Here is a 16,829-nt window from a genome sequence, read left to right as displayed (position 1 = left end):
TCCCTCGGGAAAGCGGTTGTCTTTTATTTAGACAAAAAAACAGATGTGATAAAGGTGTTGAAGATATGAATTCGAACGGCTTACCTCCACGGAGACAGGCACCGACGAAATCCAGTACTTCTGGATCGAAGAATAGCAAGGGTCAACCTAAGAAAAAGAAAAAAGGGTTGCGAGCATTTGCGAAGATCGTACTCAGTTTGTTCGTCATCGGCATATTGGTGGGGGCTGGATATATCTACTGGGTGTACAACCAAGTAGCTGATACAGGTATTGATAAACCGGTACCTGCAGGGATGTCGGCTAAAACCAAACCGATTACGATGCTACTTTTAGGTACGGATAATCGTCCTGAGACAGGAACCTATCTTTCCGATGTAGTGATGGTGGCTTCCATGAATCCGGAGACCAAAACGGCAACGATTGTGTCGCTACCACGCGATACACGAATTACATTGGATGGATATAAATCGAATAAATTGAACTCATATTATCCAAGATTTAAGGCACAGGAAAAAACCTCCGGTAAAAAAGCGGAAGATCAGATGAAAGAAATGATGGGCAAGTATCTTGGTGTGGACATCAATTATACAACCGTCTTGAATTTCCAAGCCTTCCGTGATGCCGTCAATGCGGTTGGCGGGGTAGATGTAACTGTTGACAAAAATATGTGTTACCGAGATAAAGCAGATGGTACAGATATTAATCTCATAGCAGGCCCACAGCATCTCGATGGTAAAGAGGCGCTTGACTTCGTTCGTTACCGTAAATCGAATTGTGATCCCAAAACACAAGAATCCAACGATTTTGACCGAAATAAACGCCAAAACCAAGTGTTGAATTCCATGTTAGATCAGATGAAGTCACTAGGTGGTGTTACCAAAATCGGTAAGGTCATTGGGGCAGTGGATGACAATATGACCACAGATGTGGAATCAGAACAAATGAAAAATTTCATTTCCACGTATTGGGATATATCTAAATCGGATGTACACTATACTCCAGTGACAGGTGAGTGGAGAAGTCCATATGTATATATCAACGAGACAGAGCTAGCGAATGCGAAGCAAGCTCTGCAGGATACGTTATCCGGTAAAGTGACTGCGTCTCCAGCAGCAGAATAACTCTCATTCTTTGGGGATTGGAAGCAAGCTTAGCGGTATGCTATAATGACTTAAGCAGTGAAGCAAGTCTTGCCTAAAGAAGATTAGGGGGCTGGTTGAATGTCCGAAGCCGTCACACAATTAACTGAATCTCTTTTGCAACAGTTCAAACATGAGACATTTGTCCTCCTGAACACCGTTGATTTGGAATTCGGAGGCCCTACATCTACTGCGATTTCATGGATTTATGCAGAGAATGCTTCGACTCTTCGTGTTGCACTGGATCATCGTTCACGTCTCGTGAAGAATATGATGCATAATCCATTAATAACGGTCACTGTATTTGGAGAAGAGATGGTATATGCCATTAACGGTCGTGCTTCGGTACGCCAAGATCCACTACAGGATGTTCCATTTAATATGTGCTGTTTCGACATTTCAATTGAAGCTGTGCGAAATGCGTTGTTTTATGGAGCTCAGCTATCCTCTGTGCCTCAATATGTCAAAATATACGATCAGCGTGCTGCTGAAAAATTAGATGAGCAGGTCTTTGCTGCGATGAAAAAAGCCTAGTGAGAAATCACTGGGCTTTTTGTTGTCTTTTGTCTGTAGAATGTTGTTGCTGCTGTTGTTGCATTTGAGGTTCCTGCTCATTTTGTTCGTCGGGATTTTGTCGAACCTGAACATCTTTTGGCAGCTGCGGGATGATTCGTCCCACCATATCAGCAAGCTCTGAGGCAAAACCGGAGATCGGGTGTCCTTGACGGATATGCTCACCAATTTCTTTGATTCGTTCAGTGACATCGGCATCTGCCGTAACAATAGAATCTACACCTTCAGGGTCTTTACGAAGAGCCTCGGCAACAGCGTATTTAATGGTTCCAACGCGTGCACGCTCAAGCTCGCCATCAACATCGATACCAACCACTGCAGTATTACCTAGAATGACACAATTGGCATCCTCTACACCTTCCACTTGCTTAGCGAGTGCTTTGAGGTGATGAATTCGTTGATCATTAGGCATCCGGCCTGTTTGTGCATCATCTACGATGTTTGTATCATGGACTTCACCTGTATTTTCAGGGATTTCTTCCAATCCTGAAGGGTTATTAAGATCATCTTGTGCGTCCAGCATATGAGATCCTCTCTGCCCGTCTTGCTGAGTTGTAACATTGCCTCCATAACCTCTAGCATGCTGACCTTGCTGCTGCGAAGCGTTATGCGAAGTACTGTTACAGCCTGTAAGTATAAAGATCAGAAGCAGCGTGCATATCCCAAATTTCATAAATGTTCATCCTTTCCTGGAGTTTTTCAGAATGGTTGACAATTATTTTGTCCTAGTCGAATACATTTATGTATGGGAGCATGATTGTCCATGCCGCTGCTGAAAGATCGCACTTATCCATGCCTTTAACGACGCCGCTTTGGAGGGGATTGAATGAAAAAGATTTTTGTATTGGATACCAACGTGCTTCTGCATGACCCCAATGCCATATTTGCCTTTGAGGAACATGAGGTAATCATTCCCGCGGTTGTACTGGAGGAGATCGACTCCAAGAAAAGAAATGCCGATGAAATAGGCCGCAATGCCCGCAACGTATCAAGGCTGCTTGATGGACTACGTGAGTTAGGGCATCTGCATAGTGGTGTGCCTCTTGCCAATGGAGGGAACCTAAAAGTTGAGTTAAATCATCGCAGTTTCGTAAAGGTACAGGAGATGTTTGGTGAAGTATCCAATGATAATCGTATTTTGGCTGTCGCTGTGAATTATCAGATTGAAGAAAATGAAAAAGAGGTCGCAGAACGACAGGTCGTTCTGGTCAGTAAAGATGTCCTTGTTCGGATCAAAGCTGATGTACTTGGTTTGGTTACACAAGATTACTTATCAGATCGGACAGCAGGGCTGAGTGAACTGTATCCGGGTTATACTGCCTTGAAGGTGCACCCATCCGTTATTGATGAGTTCTACACCTATCGCTTTCTCCCGATCAAGCCATTACAACTATCCTATTCACTCTATCCTAATGAATTTGTCATTCTCAAAGATGAGATGGGTACGAATAAATCAGCGTTACTCAAGGTAAATACAGAAGGAACCAAGCTTGAGCCGCTTTTCCTTAGTAATGATAATGTGTGGGGAATTAGTGCACGTAACGCACAACAACGTATGGCTCTTGAACTGCTGCTGAATGATGATATCCCTCTTGTGACGATAACGGGAAAAGCGGGAACAGGCAAAACGTTACTGGCACTTGCGGCAGGATTGTTAAAAGTGGAAGATGATCATAAATATAAAAAGCTATTGATTGCTCGTCCTGTAGTTCCAATGGGAAAAGATATCGGTTATCTACCTGGTGAGAAAGAAGAGAAGCTACGCCCGTGGATGCAACCGATCTATGATAATCTGGAGTTTCTGTTTGATACCAAAAAAGCAGGCGATATTGATAAAATCCTAATGGGTCTAGGTAGTATTCAGGTCGAAGCACTCACGTATATCCGCGGACGCTCCATCCCAGGACAATTCATTATCATTGATGAAGCGCAGAACCTCTCCCGTCATGAAGTGAAGACGATTGTATCAAGGGTTGGTGAAGGCAGTAAAATCATTCTGATGGGCGACCCTGAGCAGATTGACCATCCTTATCTGGATTCTGCGAGTAATGGTCTAACGTACATCGTAGAGAGATTCAAACAAGAAGGAATTAGCGGACACATCATGCTCGAAAAAGGAGAACGATCCAAGCTTGCACAATTAGCTGCAGACTTGTTGTGATTCATGGGAATAGCAGGGATATTTCCCGGAAAATGTTTCTAGCATAACCGGCTCAATAGAGCCGGTTTTTTATTGCGAAAAAACCGAACATCACATAATGTTCAGAACTCGATATGCTCAAATTATGCAAAAGTTAGAAAAACAGTTTTTAGGCAGATTAGGACAAGAGCCCTATGAATTTGTTACAATGGACATCGCAGGAAATAATTAGAAAGTAAGGAGGAGAGGTAATGAAGCGGAGACATCAGATCGTATTGTTTGCAGTGTTGCTGCTTTCGTTAACTATACTTTCTCCAAGCTTTGACTTTGGTGGCTCACAATCAAGTGAAGAGGGTAACCCGGATCGTACTACATTTCCAAACCAAACATCCCGTGGAGAAGATCAACATGCACCTGTGGAAATTGTTGTTTCCATGACTCCAGAGGAGTTTCTTATATTTCAAACAATTGCTAATCAAGTTGCGGATTCCTCTAGCGTAAAAATTCAGTTACGTAATTTGGAGCAGAACACATTCGAAAGTGTGCTTGAATCTGAGTTTGCGGTTGGAGATAGTGGAGATGTTATTCTGCTAGAGGGTACCGAGATTCAGAATTATGCCAAAAGAGGATACTTGTATCCCTTAAATGGGACTACGTTGTCCAAGTCACTTGGAGAAACAGTCATTCCTTTGCGGGAAATGACTGAATGGAATGGCTACCAATGGGCAATGCCGTTTGATTTTGATACTTACGTGCTTGCGGCTCGTTCTGCATTTCTTACTAAAGCTGGTTTAGATACATTGCCACAACGGGAAGATCAGTGGATTAAGCTAATACAGCAGGCAAGTAACGCGGGGACGAAACTGTTATCAATCGACAGCGATGATATCTACGCAACGAGTGCATGGTTGAATCATTTCGAGCCTGGTCTTGCAATGGACGGCATGATGAATGGGGAACAAGGTAGTCTTTTAGAGGGAGATTACCAACAGGAGTTACAGTTAATAGAACAGATTCAACCATACCTGCAATTGAACGCGGAGAGTGCTGGATTTTCAGAGGCATTTCAACAAAATATAGTTCCGATGACGGTCATATCACTATCCAGACTTCTACAAGAGAACAAGACAATAGTGGATGACAAGGGTTCATTTAACCGGATAGCGCTTACAGCTCTGCTGCCAGTAAAATCGCGAAGCTTTGTCATTACAACCGGCTCTTCTGAGACCGACGGAGCCAGTCGATGGATTGAAGGCATGACATCCGCCTCTGTGCAATTGGAATGGTTCCAACGAGCGCGTTATTTGCCAGCTAAACAAGATCAGGTGAATGTCCAGTCTGGCAAATTGGCTTCTCTTTTTGGGAAAATGGACATTAAAGCTTTATTGGCTACAAAGACTGTACCTTCCGAAACTGAGATAACGTATGTGCCAACGGGAAAGCTTCAACAGAAGATAAAGCAATTTATCCAAGGTCAGATCTCAGCGATCCAGTACATGAATAGTATTGTTGAAATACGAGATTTATCAAAATGAAATAGCTAATTTCACTTCCAGCACACCTTCACTTGTAGATACCTCTGTCGCTTTTACGAAAGATAGAATCTTCTGTGGATAAAACCCGAGATCGAATTCCTTTTCCAGCATCCGGCGTGTTGTATCAGGCAACTCCAATTGGTTAAATAACAGCTTGTCAACATGGAATCGAATGGAATTCTGAGGCTCGTTCTCCACCGTATAATGACCTTCAATGCTTAACTCCAATTGATCACGTTTACCCGATGCTGTGATTCGATCTTCTTCAAATTGAAATGCAAAATCATTAAAAATAGGATTCTGCTCTCGCAAAAATTGATTAAGCTCATTCTGTCCAATTCGAATCGTGTATGTTGTTCCCGTTGTAGAAATTCCACCATTCTGATTTTGAATAAAGTCGGGTAGATTTTGCATGGCTGATGCCAAAGCTTTGAAATACCGTTTAACCTCGTATATACCGATATTCTCCCAATAGATTGTAAGTTCGTTCATTAGCTTCTGAATGGCATCTGCATTTCCGCTAGCTGCTACTTGCCCATCCACTTCTTTTTGTAATGTGATTACACGCTCCCGTTGATTCTGCAAATTAGATTTTAGTTCATCGAGCTCTTGAGCCGTTTGAGCAATGCGAGTTGACGTTTGCTGCATGCTTCTATACCTCTCCTGAAACTTATCCAACACAGCCTGGTCTCTGCCAATAATAATCTGATAGTAATCATAAAGAATAAATAGATCTTTGAATGATCTGGCACCAAGGACGGTCATGAGGAGGCTGTCACGTTCACCTGTATAATAGGATCGTACAACCGAACCTGCCCGTTCTTGTTGAATATGTATTTGTTCCTTTTGCTCCTGAAGCTGACTCGTCAACGTAAGTTGCTGCTGATCCAATTCATTCTGTCTTTGTGTGATCCGTTCAATCTCATGGTCGATCTCAACGATGGACAAGCTTTTTTGCAATATCTCACGTGTTTCCTCAGGAGAGGGCTCGGCATAAACGGAAGTCGATGAAAGTTGGACAAAAAGTAGGATGGATACGAGTAGAGCAATGATGTTATACCGACGTTTCACCAATATCATTCTCCTTTCCTTAGTCATATCTATTGTACAGGCTTCTCTCTTTCAAACAATATATGAAACAAACCTGTGAAATATCCTTAGTGGTTACATAACGCGATAAACCATACTTCAATCATCAGATTCATCATAGATTTTGAACGACAAAAAAAGCAATCCGGAGTAAACTGGATCGCTTTTTTGCTGTTGGCGGATTAGAGCGGCAAATCCATTTGGAATACGGTCCAGTAACTGAACCCCGTAAAGGTAACGATCATATAACCCCAGAAGAGCAATATGTACGTTCTTTCGGTAAATTTCAGATATCCCAAAATGACGAAAAACGCAGTCTGCAAGAAAAAAAGCAAGGCCATCTCGACCAAATTCCCTGCAAAAGCCATCAGGCCAATCGTGAGTGTGAAGAACCCGAGTACTCGAAACATGCGTGCCACGGTAAGTCCTCCTCTCTATGTACGATCATAGATTGTCTACACAACATTATACCGGGAAAGGAAAAAGGTGTAAACAGAATTGGATATGAAAGCGAATTCTTTTTTTTGCCCTAAAGCGCACAATTATGCTTTCTTTTACACATGTGACGTATGAGTGCACTTAAATGTGGAAATACATTTTAGTATGAAATCAATTCTATGAACTCTATGAGAGGCATAAGAATGAATGAAGCAGCTTTTATACCTCATTCACAAGCCGAGAGATCGGTAAGGTGAACGGTTATTTTAGGATGTTGTTAGGAGGGTATTATAGCATGACTGCAGTGAGACAGGATGCTTGGAGTACAGAGGACGATTTGATTTTGGCTGAGGTTACATTACGTCATATTCGGGATGGAAGCACGCAGCTCGCTGCATTTGAAGAAGTAGGCGATAAAATTGGCAGAACGTCTGCCGCTTGCGGATTTCGCTGGAACAGTTTTGTCCGGAAAAAGTATGAATCTGCGATCAGCAATGCCAAAGCACAACGCCAAAAACGTAGTTATCTTAGAAAACAACCTGCATTGCTTGGTCCACAAGTGGCGGCACTCTCTACATTAGAAACGGAAGAAAGCTTGTATAAGTCAGATGGAATCTTGGAAGAGACTCTCTCCATCGATGCTGTGATCCGTTTTTTACGTCAATGGAGAGGAACAGTGCAAGAAAATGGACGTCAGCTTAAAATGCTGGAAAAAGAATTGCGAGAAAAAGAAGACGAACTTCACGAGCTTCGTTGTGAGAATGATCGTTTATCGAAGCAAGTAAATGAAGTTCAAACCGATTACCGTGTAGTGAACGACGATTACAAGGCATTGATTCAGATTATGGATCGTGCAAGAAGACTTGCATTTTTGTCAGAAGAAGAAGAAGAGCTCAAAACACGGTTTAAAATGGATGCTAACGGAAATTTGGAGCGAATTGAGTAGTACAGATCCGTGCTTAATCTTCGATATAGGAATGAACCCGTCACATTTCCGTTAGATACGGCAGCGTGCACGGGTTTTTTGTTTAATCGTTTTGTTCTATGATATATAGATCTAATCTAAGGTATGATAATGGCGAGAGGAGGGTGTCGTATGATTATTGACATTATAGGCGCAGGATCACTTGGATTATTGTACGGAAGTAAACTGCAGGCTGCTGGTCACCAGGTACGTTATTGGACTCGAACTTCTGAGCAAGCATCCAACATGAAGAGGCTTGGTTTGCAAATTACAGAGCCTAACGAAGCAGAAGCACTGAGCATAAGCGGAGCTGATATTCAGGCCCATTGCATTAAGAAGTTGGCCGAAACATGGGCACATTCACCTGGGAGTTGGTTACTCCTGATGGTGAAGCAGACGGCAATGGATGATATTATCCATGACATTAAGTCTATAAGTAAGGAACCACTCAATATCATATGTTTCCAAAATGGGATTGGACATGTGGCAAAATTACAAAAAGCTATGCAAAGAGCTACTATACATAGCGCAATCACTACAGAAGGAGCCAAAAGAGTAGGTAACGAGGTAATCCGTGCAGGTGAAGGACAGACTTGGATTGGTCTAAGTGAGGAGGCTTCACCGCGTCATATAGGACATGCAGGAGAGAATGGACTAATAAGTTTGGTGCACACTATACAACAGGCAGGATTTGACTGTACAGTGTCGAATCAAATCGATAAGCTGATATACAGGAAGTTGATTATCAATGCAGTCATTAACCCACTTACGGCAGTCTGGCGAGTACCGAACGGCGAATTACTTCTAAATAAAGAACGCACCACGATTATGCGCCAGCTATATGATGAGGCAATCACAATATACAGAGCAAGCGGAATTACGGCGGATGCAGATCTGTGGGAACAACTGTTGAACGTATGCCAGACGACAGCTTCGAATACCTCTTCTATGCTTGCGGATGTTCTGGAAGGACGTCGTACTGAGATTGACTCCATCAATGGGCAAGTCGTAAATTTGGCGCATCAGTGTGGACTGACTGCTCCGTTGCATGAAACATTGCTGCATTTAATCAAAGCTATGCATCCGGAAGGAGTGAATTGATGAGCTTTTTTATCACGTTGAGTATACTGCCCTTCTTTCCTTTCATTATTGTATATTGGGTTATGTATGCTTGGAAAAAGGATAAACGGGTTGCGGTTCGAAAAGCTATGGATGTTACAACGCTATTTCTAATTTTCTCTGTATCTGCGTTATTCAACTTAACATTCGAGATGAATTTTGGTTTTTATTTGACGCTTATTTTCATACTAATAGCACTTGGATTGGTAGGAGGGGCGCAAAATCGACTAAAAGGTAAGGTCGATGGGGGACGAATGTTCCGGGCAGTTTGGCGTATGGCATTTGTAATGATGAGTTTTGGTTATGTTTTGTTTACTATATTTGGACTATTTAGATATTTCATGAAACAGATGTGAGGTTACATAACGCAAAAGGGTTAAAAAATGTGTCGATTTTGTCGAAAAATGAAAAAAACATTACTTTCTGAAAAAGTAATGTAGATTTTTTTGACCGGTGGTTGTATAATCTATAAACATAAACCACATCAATTTAGGGGGAAAGTGTTAGATGAAAAGGAAAAGTCTATTAGTCCTTTTGACGCTGATCTTGGCGTTCGGTACCGTACTTGCAGCGTGCGGATCGAAAAATGAAGGCACAGGTAACAACACCGATACTGGTTCTGCAAGCGAAAGTAATGGTCTTGCAAAAGATCAAGTGCTGAAAATCAACCTGACAGCTGAACCTCCTACGTTGGACCCGGCTCAAGCAAAAGACAGCCAAACCAACACAGTTTTGAAATTCTTGTATGAAGGTCTTGTACGCATCGATGCTGATGGTAAAGAACAAGCTGGCGTTGCAACTGACTGGAAAATTTCCGAAGATGGTTTGAAATATGTTTTCAACCTGAACCCGGAAGCAAAATGGAGCAACGGTGATGCAATCACTGCTGAAGACTTTGTTCGTTCTTGGGAGCGTGCATTGAAACCAGAAACTGCTTCTCCTTACGCTTACCAATTGTACTACATCAAAGGCGCTGAAGGTTACAACCGCAGCTCTGATGAAACATTCGAAGGTACTAAAGTTACAGACTTCGCACAAGTAGGTGTTAAAGCAACAGACGAGCATACGCTTGAAGTTACTTTGGAAAACCCTACACCTTACTTCTTGGGTCTGACAGCATTCTATACGTACTACCCAGTACACCAGTCTGCTGATACAAATGACAAATTCTTCACAGACTACAAAAACATGATCGTTAACGGACCATTCACTATGGATACGTACGCTAAAGGTCAAAAAATCGTAGTTAAGAAAAACGATGGCTACCATGCAGCATCTGATATTAAATTGACACAAATCGATATGTCCCTGACAAGCAGCAGTGCTTCTGAACTGCAAGCTTACAAATCCGGACAATTGGATTACACAGGTGCACCTAACGGTGAAATTCCAACTGACCAAATTCCTTCTGTGAAAGCAGAATTGCCAGATGAGTTCAAAGCTACTGGTATTGCAAGTACGTACTACTATCAATTTAACGTAAATGAAGCTCCATTTAACAACGTTAAAATCCGTAAAGCTTTTGCAATGTCGATCGACCGTCAACCAATCGTTGACAAAGTAACACAAGGTGGACAAATTCCAGCATTCGGTTTCGTACCTCCAGGTATCCGCGGTGAAAACGGCGAATTCCGTGATGAGCACAAAGATGACTACTTCACTGAAAATGTAGAAGAAGCTAAAAAATTGCTTGAAGAAGGTATGAAAGAAGAAGGTTACACTACGTTGCCTGCAGTTACTTTGATCTACAACACAAGTGACAACCATGCGAAAATCGCTTTGGCTATCGCTGATATGTGGAAGAAAAACCTTGGTGTTGATGTGAAAACTGAAAACCAAGAGTGGGGCGTATTCCTTGAGAACCGTCAAAATCAAAACTTCCAAGTCGCACGTGCAGGTTGGTCTGCAGACTATAATGACCCGTACAACTTCTTGGAAATGTGGACTACTGGAAACACAAACAACGATTCCAAGTTCAGCAATGCTCAGTATGACAAAGATGTAAAAGACACTGTAAAATCTGCTGATGCAGCTGCTCGTATGGCTGCTTTCGCTGACGCTGAAAAAATCCTGGTTCAAGATGAAATGGCTGTAATGCCAATCTACTACTACACTAACGTATCTTTGACTAAGCCTTACCTGAAAGGCGTACAACTTGATTTCAGTGGAGCAATTGACTTCACTCGTGCATATCTGGAAGAGAAATAAGTTGTTCTGAAGTCTATATGATTACTTCGGGATATATATGTGGAATTCCATATATATCCCGATTTTTTTGTATGTGAACTGATTTTCCTTATAATTCTTGAAATTTCCGATAAATGGATTGGACTTTATTGTTGTCTAATTCTACAATCGATTTGTATACAAAATATTGTTTTTGGAGGTGTGCAAGGGTTGGTTAAGTACGTGCTGAAAAAACTGTTATTTATGCTGCTATCGCTTTTCATACTCGCATCAGCAACCTTCTTCCTAATGAAGGCCATTCCGGGTGACCCTTTTACATCCGAGAAAAAAGTAACGCCTGAAATTCGGGCACTACTAGAAGTGAAGTATGGATTAGACAAGCCTATGTTTGTTCAATACTTGAAGTACATGGGTGGTATCATTCAAGGGGATTTCGGGGTTTCTATGAAATACCTGAACCAAGAAGTAAGCGACATGATTACTCAAACGTTTACAGCGTCACTTAAACTGGGTGTTTTTGCAATTATTATCTCAGTTATAGTGGGTGTACTGCTTGGTCTAATCGCAGCAGTATATCACCGTAAACTCATTGATGATGTCACGATGGTGCTTGCTGTTATTGGGATCGCGGTACCAAGCTTCTTGTTAGCGTCCCTATTGCAATACATTTTTGCATCCAAACTCGGATGGTTTAACGTAATGGGCTTCGACGGACCACTCGACTATGTGCTCCCGGTTGCAGCTCTATCTGCATCTCCGATTGCCTTTATCGCACGTTTGACACGCTCAAGCATGCTGGAAGTTCTTCATGCTGATTACATCAAAACAGCAAAAGCTAAAGGTCTGAAATGGCCTGCAATTATGTTCAGACACGTTGTACGTAACGGTATTCTCCCGGTCGTAACTTATGTAGGTCCAATGACAGCGAATATCATTACAGGTTCTGTTGTAATTGAGCAAATCTTTAACATTGGTGGTATTGGTAAAGTATTCGTAGAAAGTATCACAAACCGTGATTACACAATGATCATGGGGATTACGATCTTCTATGGTATTCTCCTGATGTTAGCACGTTTCTTCACAGATATTGCATACGTGCTAATTGATCCTAGAATTAAGCTGGAAAGCCGGAAGGGGGCATAACGTTGTCTGGCACGAACAATAAAAAAAATGAAACGGCTAACACTGACCTGAACAGTCAGGCAGCGGTTAAGTCGCAAGAAAGCATATCTCTTTTTAAAGATGCTATGTATAGACTTGCAGCCAATAAAGCCGCAATGATTAGTCTAGGTATCTTAATTCTTGTCGTGATTTTCTCTATAATTGGTCCAACTTCGTTGTTTACTCAGTATAACTATTATTCCAATGATCTGATGAATTCCAACTCAGCACCGAGTGCGGAGCACTGGTTCGGAACGGACGAGCTTGGTCGTGACGTTTGGGTAAGAACTTGGGTCGGCGCACGTGTATCCCTTACTGTAGGTTTGGCAGCAGCCTTGATTGACCTTATTATCGGTGTTATTTATGGGGCGATCATGGGCTTCTACGGTGGACGTGTAGATGGAATTATGAACAAGTTTTCCGAAATTCTTTATTCCTTGCCGTACATGCTGGTAGTAATCCTGTTGTTGGTTGTATTGGAGCCAAGTTTGACTACCATTATCATTGCACTCACCATTACGGGCTGGATCAGTATGTCATGGATTGTCCGTGGAGAGATTATGCAACTCAAGAACAGAGACTTTATTCTCGCGGCACGTTCCATGGGTGCAAGTACTACTCGTCAATTGTTCCGTCATTTGCTGCCTAATGCAATCGGGCCAATTCTCGTAACATTGACGTTGTCTATTCCAAATGCGATCTTCGCCGAAGCTTTCTTGAGCTTCCTCGGACTAGGTGTATCTGCACCGAGATCTTCACTAGGTTCAATGATTAATGATGCATTGACAGGTTGGACACTGTTCCCATGGCGGATGTGGTTCCCAGCAGGTTTGATGGTTATGACGATGTTAGCATTTAACTTGCTCGGTGATGGTCTACGCGATGCACTTGATCCGAAATTACGTAAATAGAAATAGGAGGTGGGAATAATGGAGCCGATTTTAACTGTCAAAGATTTGAGCGTGTCCTTTACGACACGTTCTGGAGAATTTGATGCCGTTAAAAATGTAAGTTTTGAACTTGGCAAAGGAGAGACGTTGGGAATCGTTGGTGAATCGGGTAGTGGTAAGAGTGTTACCGCTCAAACGATCATGAAGTTGATTCCCTCCCCGCCTTCGAAGGTCAAAAGTGGAGAAATTACTTTTCACGGGCAAAGCCTATTAAATAAAACAGACAAACAAATGGAAGCCATTCGTGGTAAAGATATCGGTATGATCTTCCAAGATCCAATGACTTCATTGAATCCTACAATTAAAATAGGTAAACAGATCACTGAAGTTCTGCGTAAGCACCAGAATATGTCCAAGAAAGAAGCACAAAAACGCGCCCTGGAAATGTTGGAGCTCGTGGGAATCAAAAATGCGGATATTCGTATGAACCATTATCCACACCAATTCTCTGGTGGTATGCGTCAACGTGCGATGATCGCGATTGCGCTGGCGTGCCGTCCATCTCTTCTCATCGCGGATGAGCCAACAACAGCACTCGACGTTACGATTCAGGCGCAAATTCTGGATGTTATGAAGGATATGCAGCAAAAACTCGGAACATCGATCATGCTGATTACCCATGACCTTGGTGTAGTTGCTGGTATGTGTGACCGTGTCGTTGTTATGAAGGAAGGCGAAGTGGTTGAGACAGGAACAACTGCCGAAATCTTTAGCAATCCTCAACATCCATACACGATCAAGTTGCTGAACGCTCTACCACGCTTGGATGAGCCTAAGAAAGAAAAACCTGCACCGGCTGGTATTATCAAAGGTGCCAACAAGCCGCTAGTTCAAGTGAAGAACTTGAAACAATACTTCAATTTGGGTAAAGGTAACATTCTTAAGGCGGTTAATGATGTTAGCTTTGATATTTTTGAAGGCGAAACACTTGGTGTTGTAGGCGAATCTGGTTGTGGTAAATCTACAACAGGTCGTACTATTCTGCGCCTTTATGAACCAACTGGCGGAAATGTTAACTTTAACGGAACAGATATCTACAAGCTGTCTCCACGTAAGATGAAAGAAATGCGTAAAGACATGCAGATGATCTTCCAAGATCCTTATGCATCCTTGAACCCTCGTTTTAACGTTATGGATATTATTGGTGAATCCCTAGATATCCACGGTTTGGCTTCCAGCCGGGCTGAGCGTAAGAAACGGGTTGAAGAGTTGCTTGATCTGGTAGGCTTGAATCCTAGCCATGCGCTTCGTTACCCACATGAATTCTCTGGTGGTCAAAGACAACGGATCGGGATTGCCCGTGCCTTGGCTGTAGACCCTAAATTCATCATCTGTGACGAGCCACTGTCAGCATTGGATGTATCGATCCAAGCGCAAGTCGTTAAACTGTTGGAAGAGCTCCAACAACGTCTTGGCTTGACGTATCTCTTTATTGCGCATGACTTGTCTATGGTTAAACATATCAGTGACCGCGTAGCGGTTATGTATATGGGTAAAGTGGTTGAGCTTGCTGAAAGTGAAGAGCTCTACGCTAATCCGATCCATCCTTATACGAAAACGTTGCTGTCAGCAATTCCGGTACCTGATCCGGAAGTTGAAGCAAACAAACGTCGTATTTTGTTGCCGGATGAGCAAGCTGGCCCAATCCAGAATGCAGGTAATGGCCCTGTAAACGATCCTTATAACCTGGAAAATGCTCAATTAATTGAAGTTTCCAAAGGTCATTGGGTTTCAGAGCCTTACGTATAAACCAATCGTAACTGGACTTATCTATGTATCTTAAACCGTCGACTTGTTCGGCGGTTTTTTTGTAGTTTTTGTGACTTTCTTTTGACGAAGAGGCATTGGATTCGGTACAATCAAGAAAGGCTTTGAAGCAGAATAGGAGGCAGACCTCATGAAAGGTGTTACAGAGGCGCTCCGCAGCGGATCACGGCTTGCAGAAGACTACATCTGTTCACGTGATGCTGCGCGTGGCCTTTATGAGTATGACATTCACTGGGAATCTGAACTGGATAGACGTGCCGGATGGCTCGACCAATCGGAAGACACACGTATTAACCGTCAGGACTTAGTAGAATATCTACGTATATATAATAAGCGATTAAACCCTGATGATGCTGTGCAACGATCACTCGATCGTTTAGCTGACGAGAATGCGCTGGTAGTCACAGGGGGTCAGCAGAGTGGATTGTTGACAGGACCCTTGTTCGTTATTTACAAAGCAGCCACTGTAGTAGCAGCTGCGCGTGAAGCTGAGACTAGATTACAGCGCCCGGTTGTACCCGTCTTCTGGATTGCGGGAGAAGATCATGACTGGGATGAGGTTAACCACACCTATTTACCGGATACCCAAGGCGATATCGTGAAGCTGAAGCTGCATGGACGCTTTGAAGGGCGTGATTCGGTCAGTAACGTGAAGGTTGACACAGAACAATGGATGGCTTCAATTGAGCAGGTAGAGCATCTATTACCTGACACGGTACATAAACCGAGCTTAATGAAACTGCTCGTTGATATCCATAACTCAAGTTCCAACCTTAGTGACGCTTTTGCTCGATTGATCGCTGCGTTGTTTGGCAAAAGTGGACTTATCCTGATGGATGCTGCTTCGCCGGATCTTCGCCAATTAGAGCAACCCGTTTTTGAACGGATCATCCGTGAAAATGATATATTGCGTGAGGCTTATCTTCACGGAGCTTCATTAGTGAAAGAAGCAGGCTACGACATGCCAGCAGAAGTAGCAGACGACGGTGCCAACTTGTTTTACATTCATGGAGGAGCACGCCTGTTGTTGCTTTTGAAGGACGGTCTATACACGGATCGGAAAGGTCTGGTTTCCTTCTCAGAAGAACGCTTGTTACAAGAACTGGCGGAACACCCCGAAAGATTCAGTAATAACGTACTTACCCGTCCGTTAATGCAGGATTCGATTCTGCCTGTTGTCGCTGTTATTTTGGGGCAAGGTGAGATCTCCTATTGGGGTTTGACACGCACTGCATTTACACAGTTTGGTCTTCAGATGCCGATTCTGTTACCACGTTTGTCATTTACCATCCTTGAGGATGTTCATCAGAAACATATGAATCAGTACGGGCTTTCTTTCCAAGATGTGCAATACCATCTCGAAGAAAAACGTGATCAGTGGCTTGCTGGTCAAGAGACGTTTCAGGTAGAGGAACAATTCAGCCAGGCTAGTCAGGCGATTGCTGATATCTATCGTCCTTTGCTTGACCAAATTACTGCAATTCATCCCGGTTTGGATCGAATCTGTGATACGAATTTAAGAAAAATCAACGAACAAATTCAGTATTTGCAAAACCAGACGAACAAAGCGATTTCACTTAAACATCAGGTTGGGCTTAGACATTGGAATGGCATACAAAATGCTCTGTTCCCAATGAATAAACCACAAGAACGCGTACATAATGCGCTCTATTATCTGAACCGCTACGGAACCGAGTGGATTGAAGAATTGATTCAAGATCAGCGTGAATTCCGGGGGCAACATCAAGTGATCTCACTGTAACGCTC

Annotated in this window: 15 protein-coding genes; 12 read left to right on the top strand and 3 right to left on the bottom strand. The window is 42.8% G+C overall.

What is annotated here, in order from left to right; genetic code table 11:
- The first annotated feature begins 65 nt into the window (after positions 1-65).
- Both MH215_RS02960 and MH215_RS02955 read left to right on the top strand, forming a co-directional pair.
- A complete protein-coding gene (locus MH215_RS02960; RefSeq protein WP_239287994.1) occupies positions 66-1,121 on the top strand; it encodes an LCP family protein in 1,056 nt (351 codons plus the stop codon).
- A 99-nt stretch (positions 1,122-1,220) separates the two neighbouring features.
- Positions 1,221-1,673: a PNPOx family protein gene (locus MH215_RS02955; protein ID WP_056696096.1), complete on the top strand. Its 453-nt coding sequence runs from the start codon at positions 1,221-1,223 to the stop codon at positions 1,671-1,673.
- A 7-nt stretch (positions 1,674-1,680) separates the two neighbouring features.
- Here MH215_RS02955 and MH215_RS02950 read toward each other — a convergent pair whose 3' ends face one another.
- On the bottom strand, positions 1,681-2,385 hold the full coding sequence (locus MH215_RS02950) for a YhcN/YlaJ family sporulation lipoprotein (RefSeq protein ID WP_239287992.1): 705 nt from the start codon (positions 2,383-2,385) through the stop codon (positions 1,681-1,683).
- Between the two features lie 153 nt (positions 2,386-2,538).
- Here MH215_RS02950 and MH215_RS02945 point away from each other — a divergent pair, with 153 nt between their 5' ends.
- Entirely contained in the window at positions 2,539-3,873 is a 1,335-nt protein-coding gene (locus tag MH215_RS02945) for a PhoH family protein (RefSeq protein WP_239287981.1), read from the top strand.
- A gap of 230 nt (positions 3,874-4,103) precedes the next feature.
- Positions 4,104-5,387, top strand: coding sequence for an extracellular solute-binding protein (locus MH215_RS02940; RefSeq protein ID WP_239287971.1), 1,284 nt, complete (start codon positions 4,104-4,106; stop codon positions 5,385-5,387).
- Here MH215_RS02940 and MH215_RS02935 read toward each other — a convergent pair.
- Positions 5,379-6,467 (bottom strand): coiled-coil domain-containing protein, encoded by a 1,089-nt coding sequence (locus tag MH215_RS02935; RefSeq protein ID WP_239287961.1) that lies wholly within the window; start codon positions 6,465-6,467, stop codon positions 5,379-5,381. The genes MH215_RS02940 and MH215_RS02935 overlap by 9 nt on opposite strands.
- Before the next feature lie 191 nt (positions 6,468-6,658).
- Positions 6,659-6,895 carry a DUF2626 domain-containing protein gene (locus MH215_RS02930; protein WP_056696109.1) on the bottom strand — a complete coding sequence of 79 codons (237 nt, stop codon included), beginning with the start codon at positions 6,893-6,895 and terminating at the stop codon, positions 6,659-6,661.
- Between the two features lie 314 nt (positions 6,896-7,209).
- Here MH215_RS02930 and MH215_RS02925 point away from each other — a divergent pair, with 314 nt between their 5' ends.
- The 8 genes from MH215_RS02925 (at position 7,210) to bshC (ending at position 16,824) form a co-directional block, all read left to right on the top strand.
- The gene (locus tag MH215_RS02925; RefSeq protein ID WP_056696111.1) at positions 7,210-7,860 is read left to right on the top strand and encodes an RsfA family transcriptional regulator; all 651 of its coding nucleotides are present in this window, start codon (positions 7,210-7,212) and stop codon (positions 7,858-7,860) included.
- 150 nt (positions 7,861-8,010) lie between these two features.
- On the top strand, positions 8,011-8,979 hold the full coding sequence (locus MH215_RS02920) for a ketopantoate reductase family protein (protein ID WP_239287959.1): 969 nt from the start codon (positions 8,011-8,013) through the stop codon (positions 8,977-8,979).
- A complete protein-coding gene (locus tag MH215_RS02915; RefSeq protein WP_056696115.1) occupies positions 8,979-9,353 on the top strand; it encodes a DUF3397 domain-containing protein in 375 nt (124 codons plus the stop codon). The genes MH215_RS02920 and MH215_RS02915 overlap by 1 nt, the downstream gene beginning before the upstream one ends.
- Positions 9,354-9,504: 151 nt before the next feature.
- Complete coding sequence (locus MH215_RS02910) at positions 9,505-11,205, top strand: peptide ABC transporter substrate-binding protein (protein WP_239287957.1); 1,701 nt, start codon at positions 9,505-9,507, stop codon at positions 11,203-11,205.
- Between the two features lie 189 nt (positions 11,206-11,394).
- Positions 11,395-12,327 (top strand): ABC transporter permease, encoded by a 933-nt coding sequence (locus MH215_RS02905; RefSeq protein ID WP_239287955.1) that lies wholly within the window; start codon positions 11,395-11,397, stop codon positions 12,325-12,327.
- A 47-nt stretch (positions 12,328-12,374) separates the two neighbouring features.
- A complete protein-coding gene (locus MH215_RS02900) occupies positions 12,375-13,256 on the top strand; it encodes an ABC transporter permease (protein WP_397339269.1) in 882 nt (293 codons plus the stop codon).
- A gap of 18 nt (positions 13,257-13,274) precedes the next feature.
- Entirely contained in the window at positions 13,275-15,044 is a 1,770-nt protein-coding gene (locus MH215_RS02895; RefSeq protein ID WP_239287951.1) for an ABC transporter ATP-binding protein, read from the top strand.
- A gap of 148 nt (positions 15,045-15,192) precedes the next feature.
- The gene (bshC, locus tag MH215_RS02890; protein ID WP_239287949.1) at positions 15,193-16,824 is read left to right on the top strand and encodes a bacillithiol biosynthesis cysteine-adding enzyme BshC; all 1,632 of its coding nucleotides are present in this window, start codon (positions 15,193-15,195) and stop codon (positions 16,822-16,824) included.
- The last annotated feature ends 5 nt before the right edge of the window (positions 16,825-16,829 follow it).

This window comes from Paenibacillus sp. ACRSA, assembly GCF_022346845.1.
Lineage (GTDB): Bacteria > Bacillota > Bacilli > Paenibacillales > Paenibacillaceae > Paenibacillus.
Note: the sequence above shows the minus strand (reverse complement) of the source record. Positions and strands in the feature narration are given on the sequence as shown.

Excerpts from the sequence above, each read along its gene's own strand:
- MH215_RS02960 (WP_239287994.1), top strand. The coding sequence starts at position 66 with ATGAATTCGAACGGCTTACCTCCACGGAGACAGGCACCGACGAAATCC.
- MH215_RS02955 (WP_056696096.1), top strand. The coding sequence starts at position 1,221 with ATGTCCGAAGCCGTCACACAATTAACTGAATCTCTTTTGCAACAGTTC.
- MH215_RS02950 (WP_239287992.1), bottom strand. The coding sequence starts at position 2,385 with ATGAAATTTGGGATATGCACGCTGCTTCTGATCTTTATACTTACAGGC.
- MH215_RS02945 (WP_239287981.1), top strand. The coding sequence starts at position 2,539 with ATGAAAAAGATTTTTGTATTGGATACCAACGTGCTTCTGCATGACCCC.
- MH215_RS02940 (WP_239287971.1), top strand. The coding sequence starts at position 4,104 with ATGAAGCGGAGACATCAGATCGTATTGTTTGCAGTGTTGCTGCTTTCG.
- MH215_RS02935 (WP_239287961.1), bottom strand. The coding sequence starts at position 6,467 with ATGATATTGGTGAAACGTCGGTATAACATCATTGCTCTACTCGTATCC.
- MH215_RS02925 (WP_056696111.1), top strand. The coding sequence starts at position 7,210 with ATGACTGCAGTGAGACAGGATGCTTGGAGTACAGAGGACGATTTGATT.
- MH215_RS02920 (WP_239287959.1), top strand. The coding sequence starts at position 8,011 with ATGATTATTGACATTATAGGCGCAGGATCACTTGGATTATTGTACGGA.
- MH215_RS02915 (WP_056696115.1), top strand. The coding sequence starts at position 8,979 with ATGAGCTTTTTTATCACGTTGAGTATACTGCCCTTCTTTCCTTTCATT.
- MH215_RS02910 (WP_239287957.1), top strand. The coding sequence starts at position 9,505 with ATGAAAAGGAAAAGTCTATTAGTCCTTTTGACGCTGATCTTGGCGTTC.
- MH215_RS02895 (WP_239287951.1), top strand. The coding sequence starts at position 13,275 with ATGGAGCCGATTTTAACTGTCAAAGATTTGAGCGTGTCCTTTACGACA.
- bshC (WP_239287949.1), top strand. The coding sequence starts at position 15,193 with ATGAAAGGTGTTACAGAGGCGCTCCGCAGCGGATCACGGCTTGCAGAA.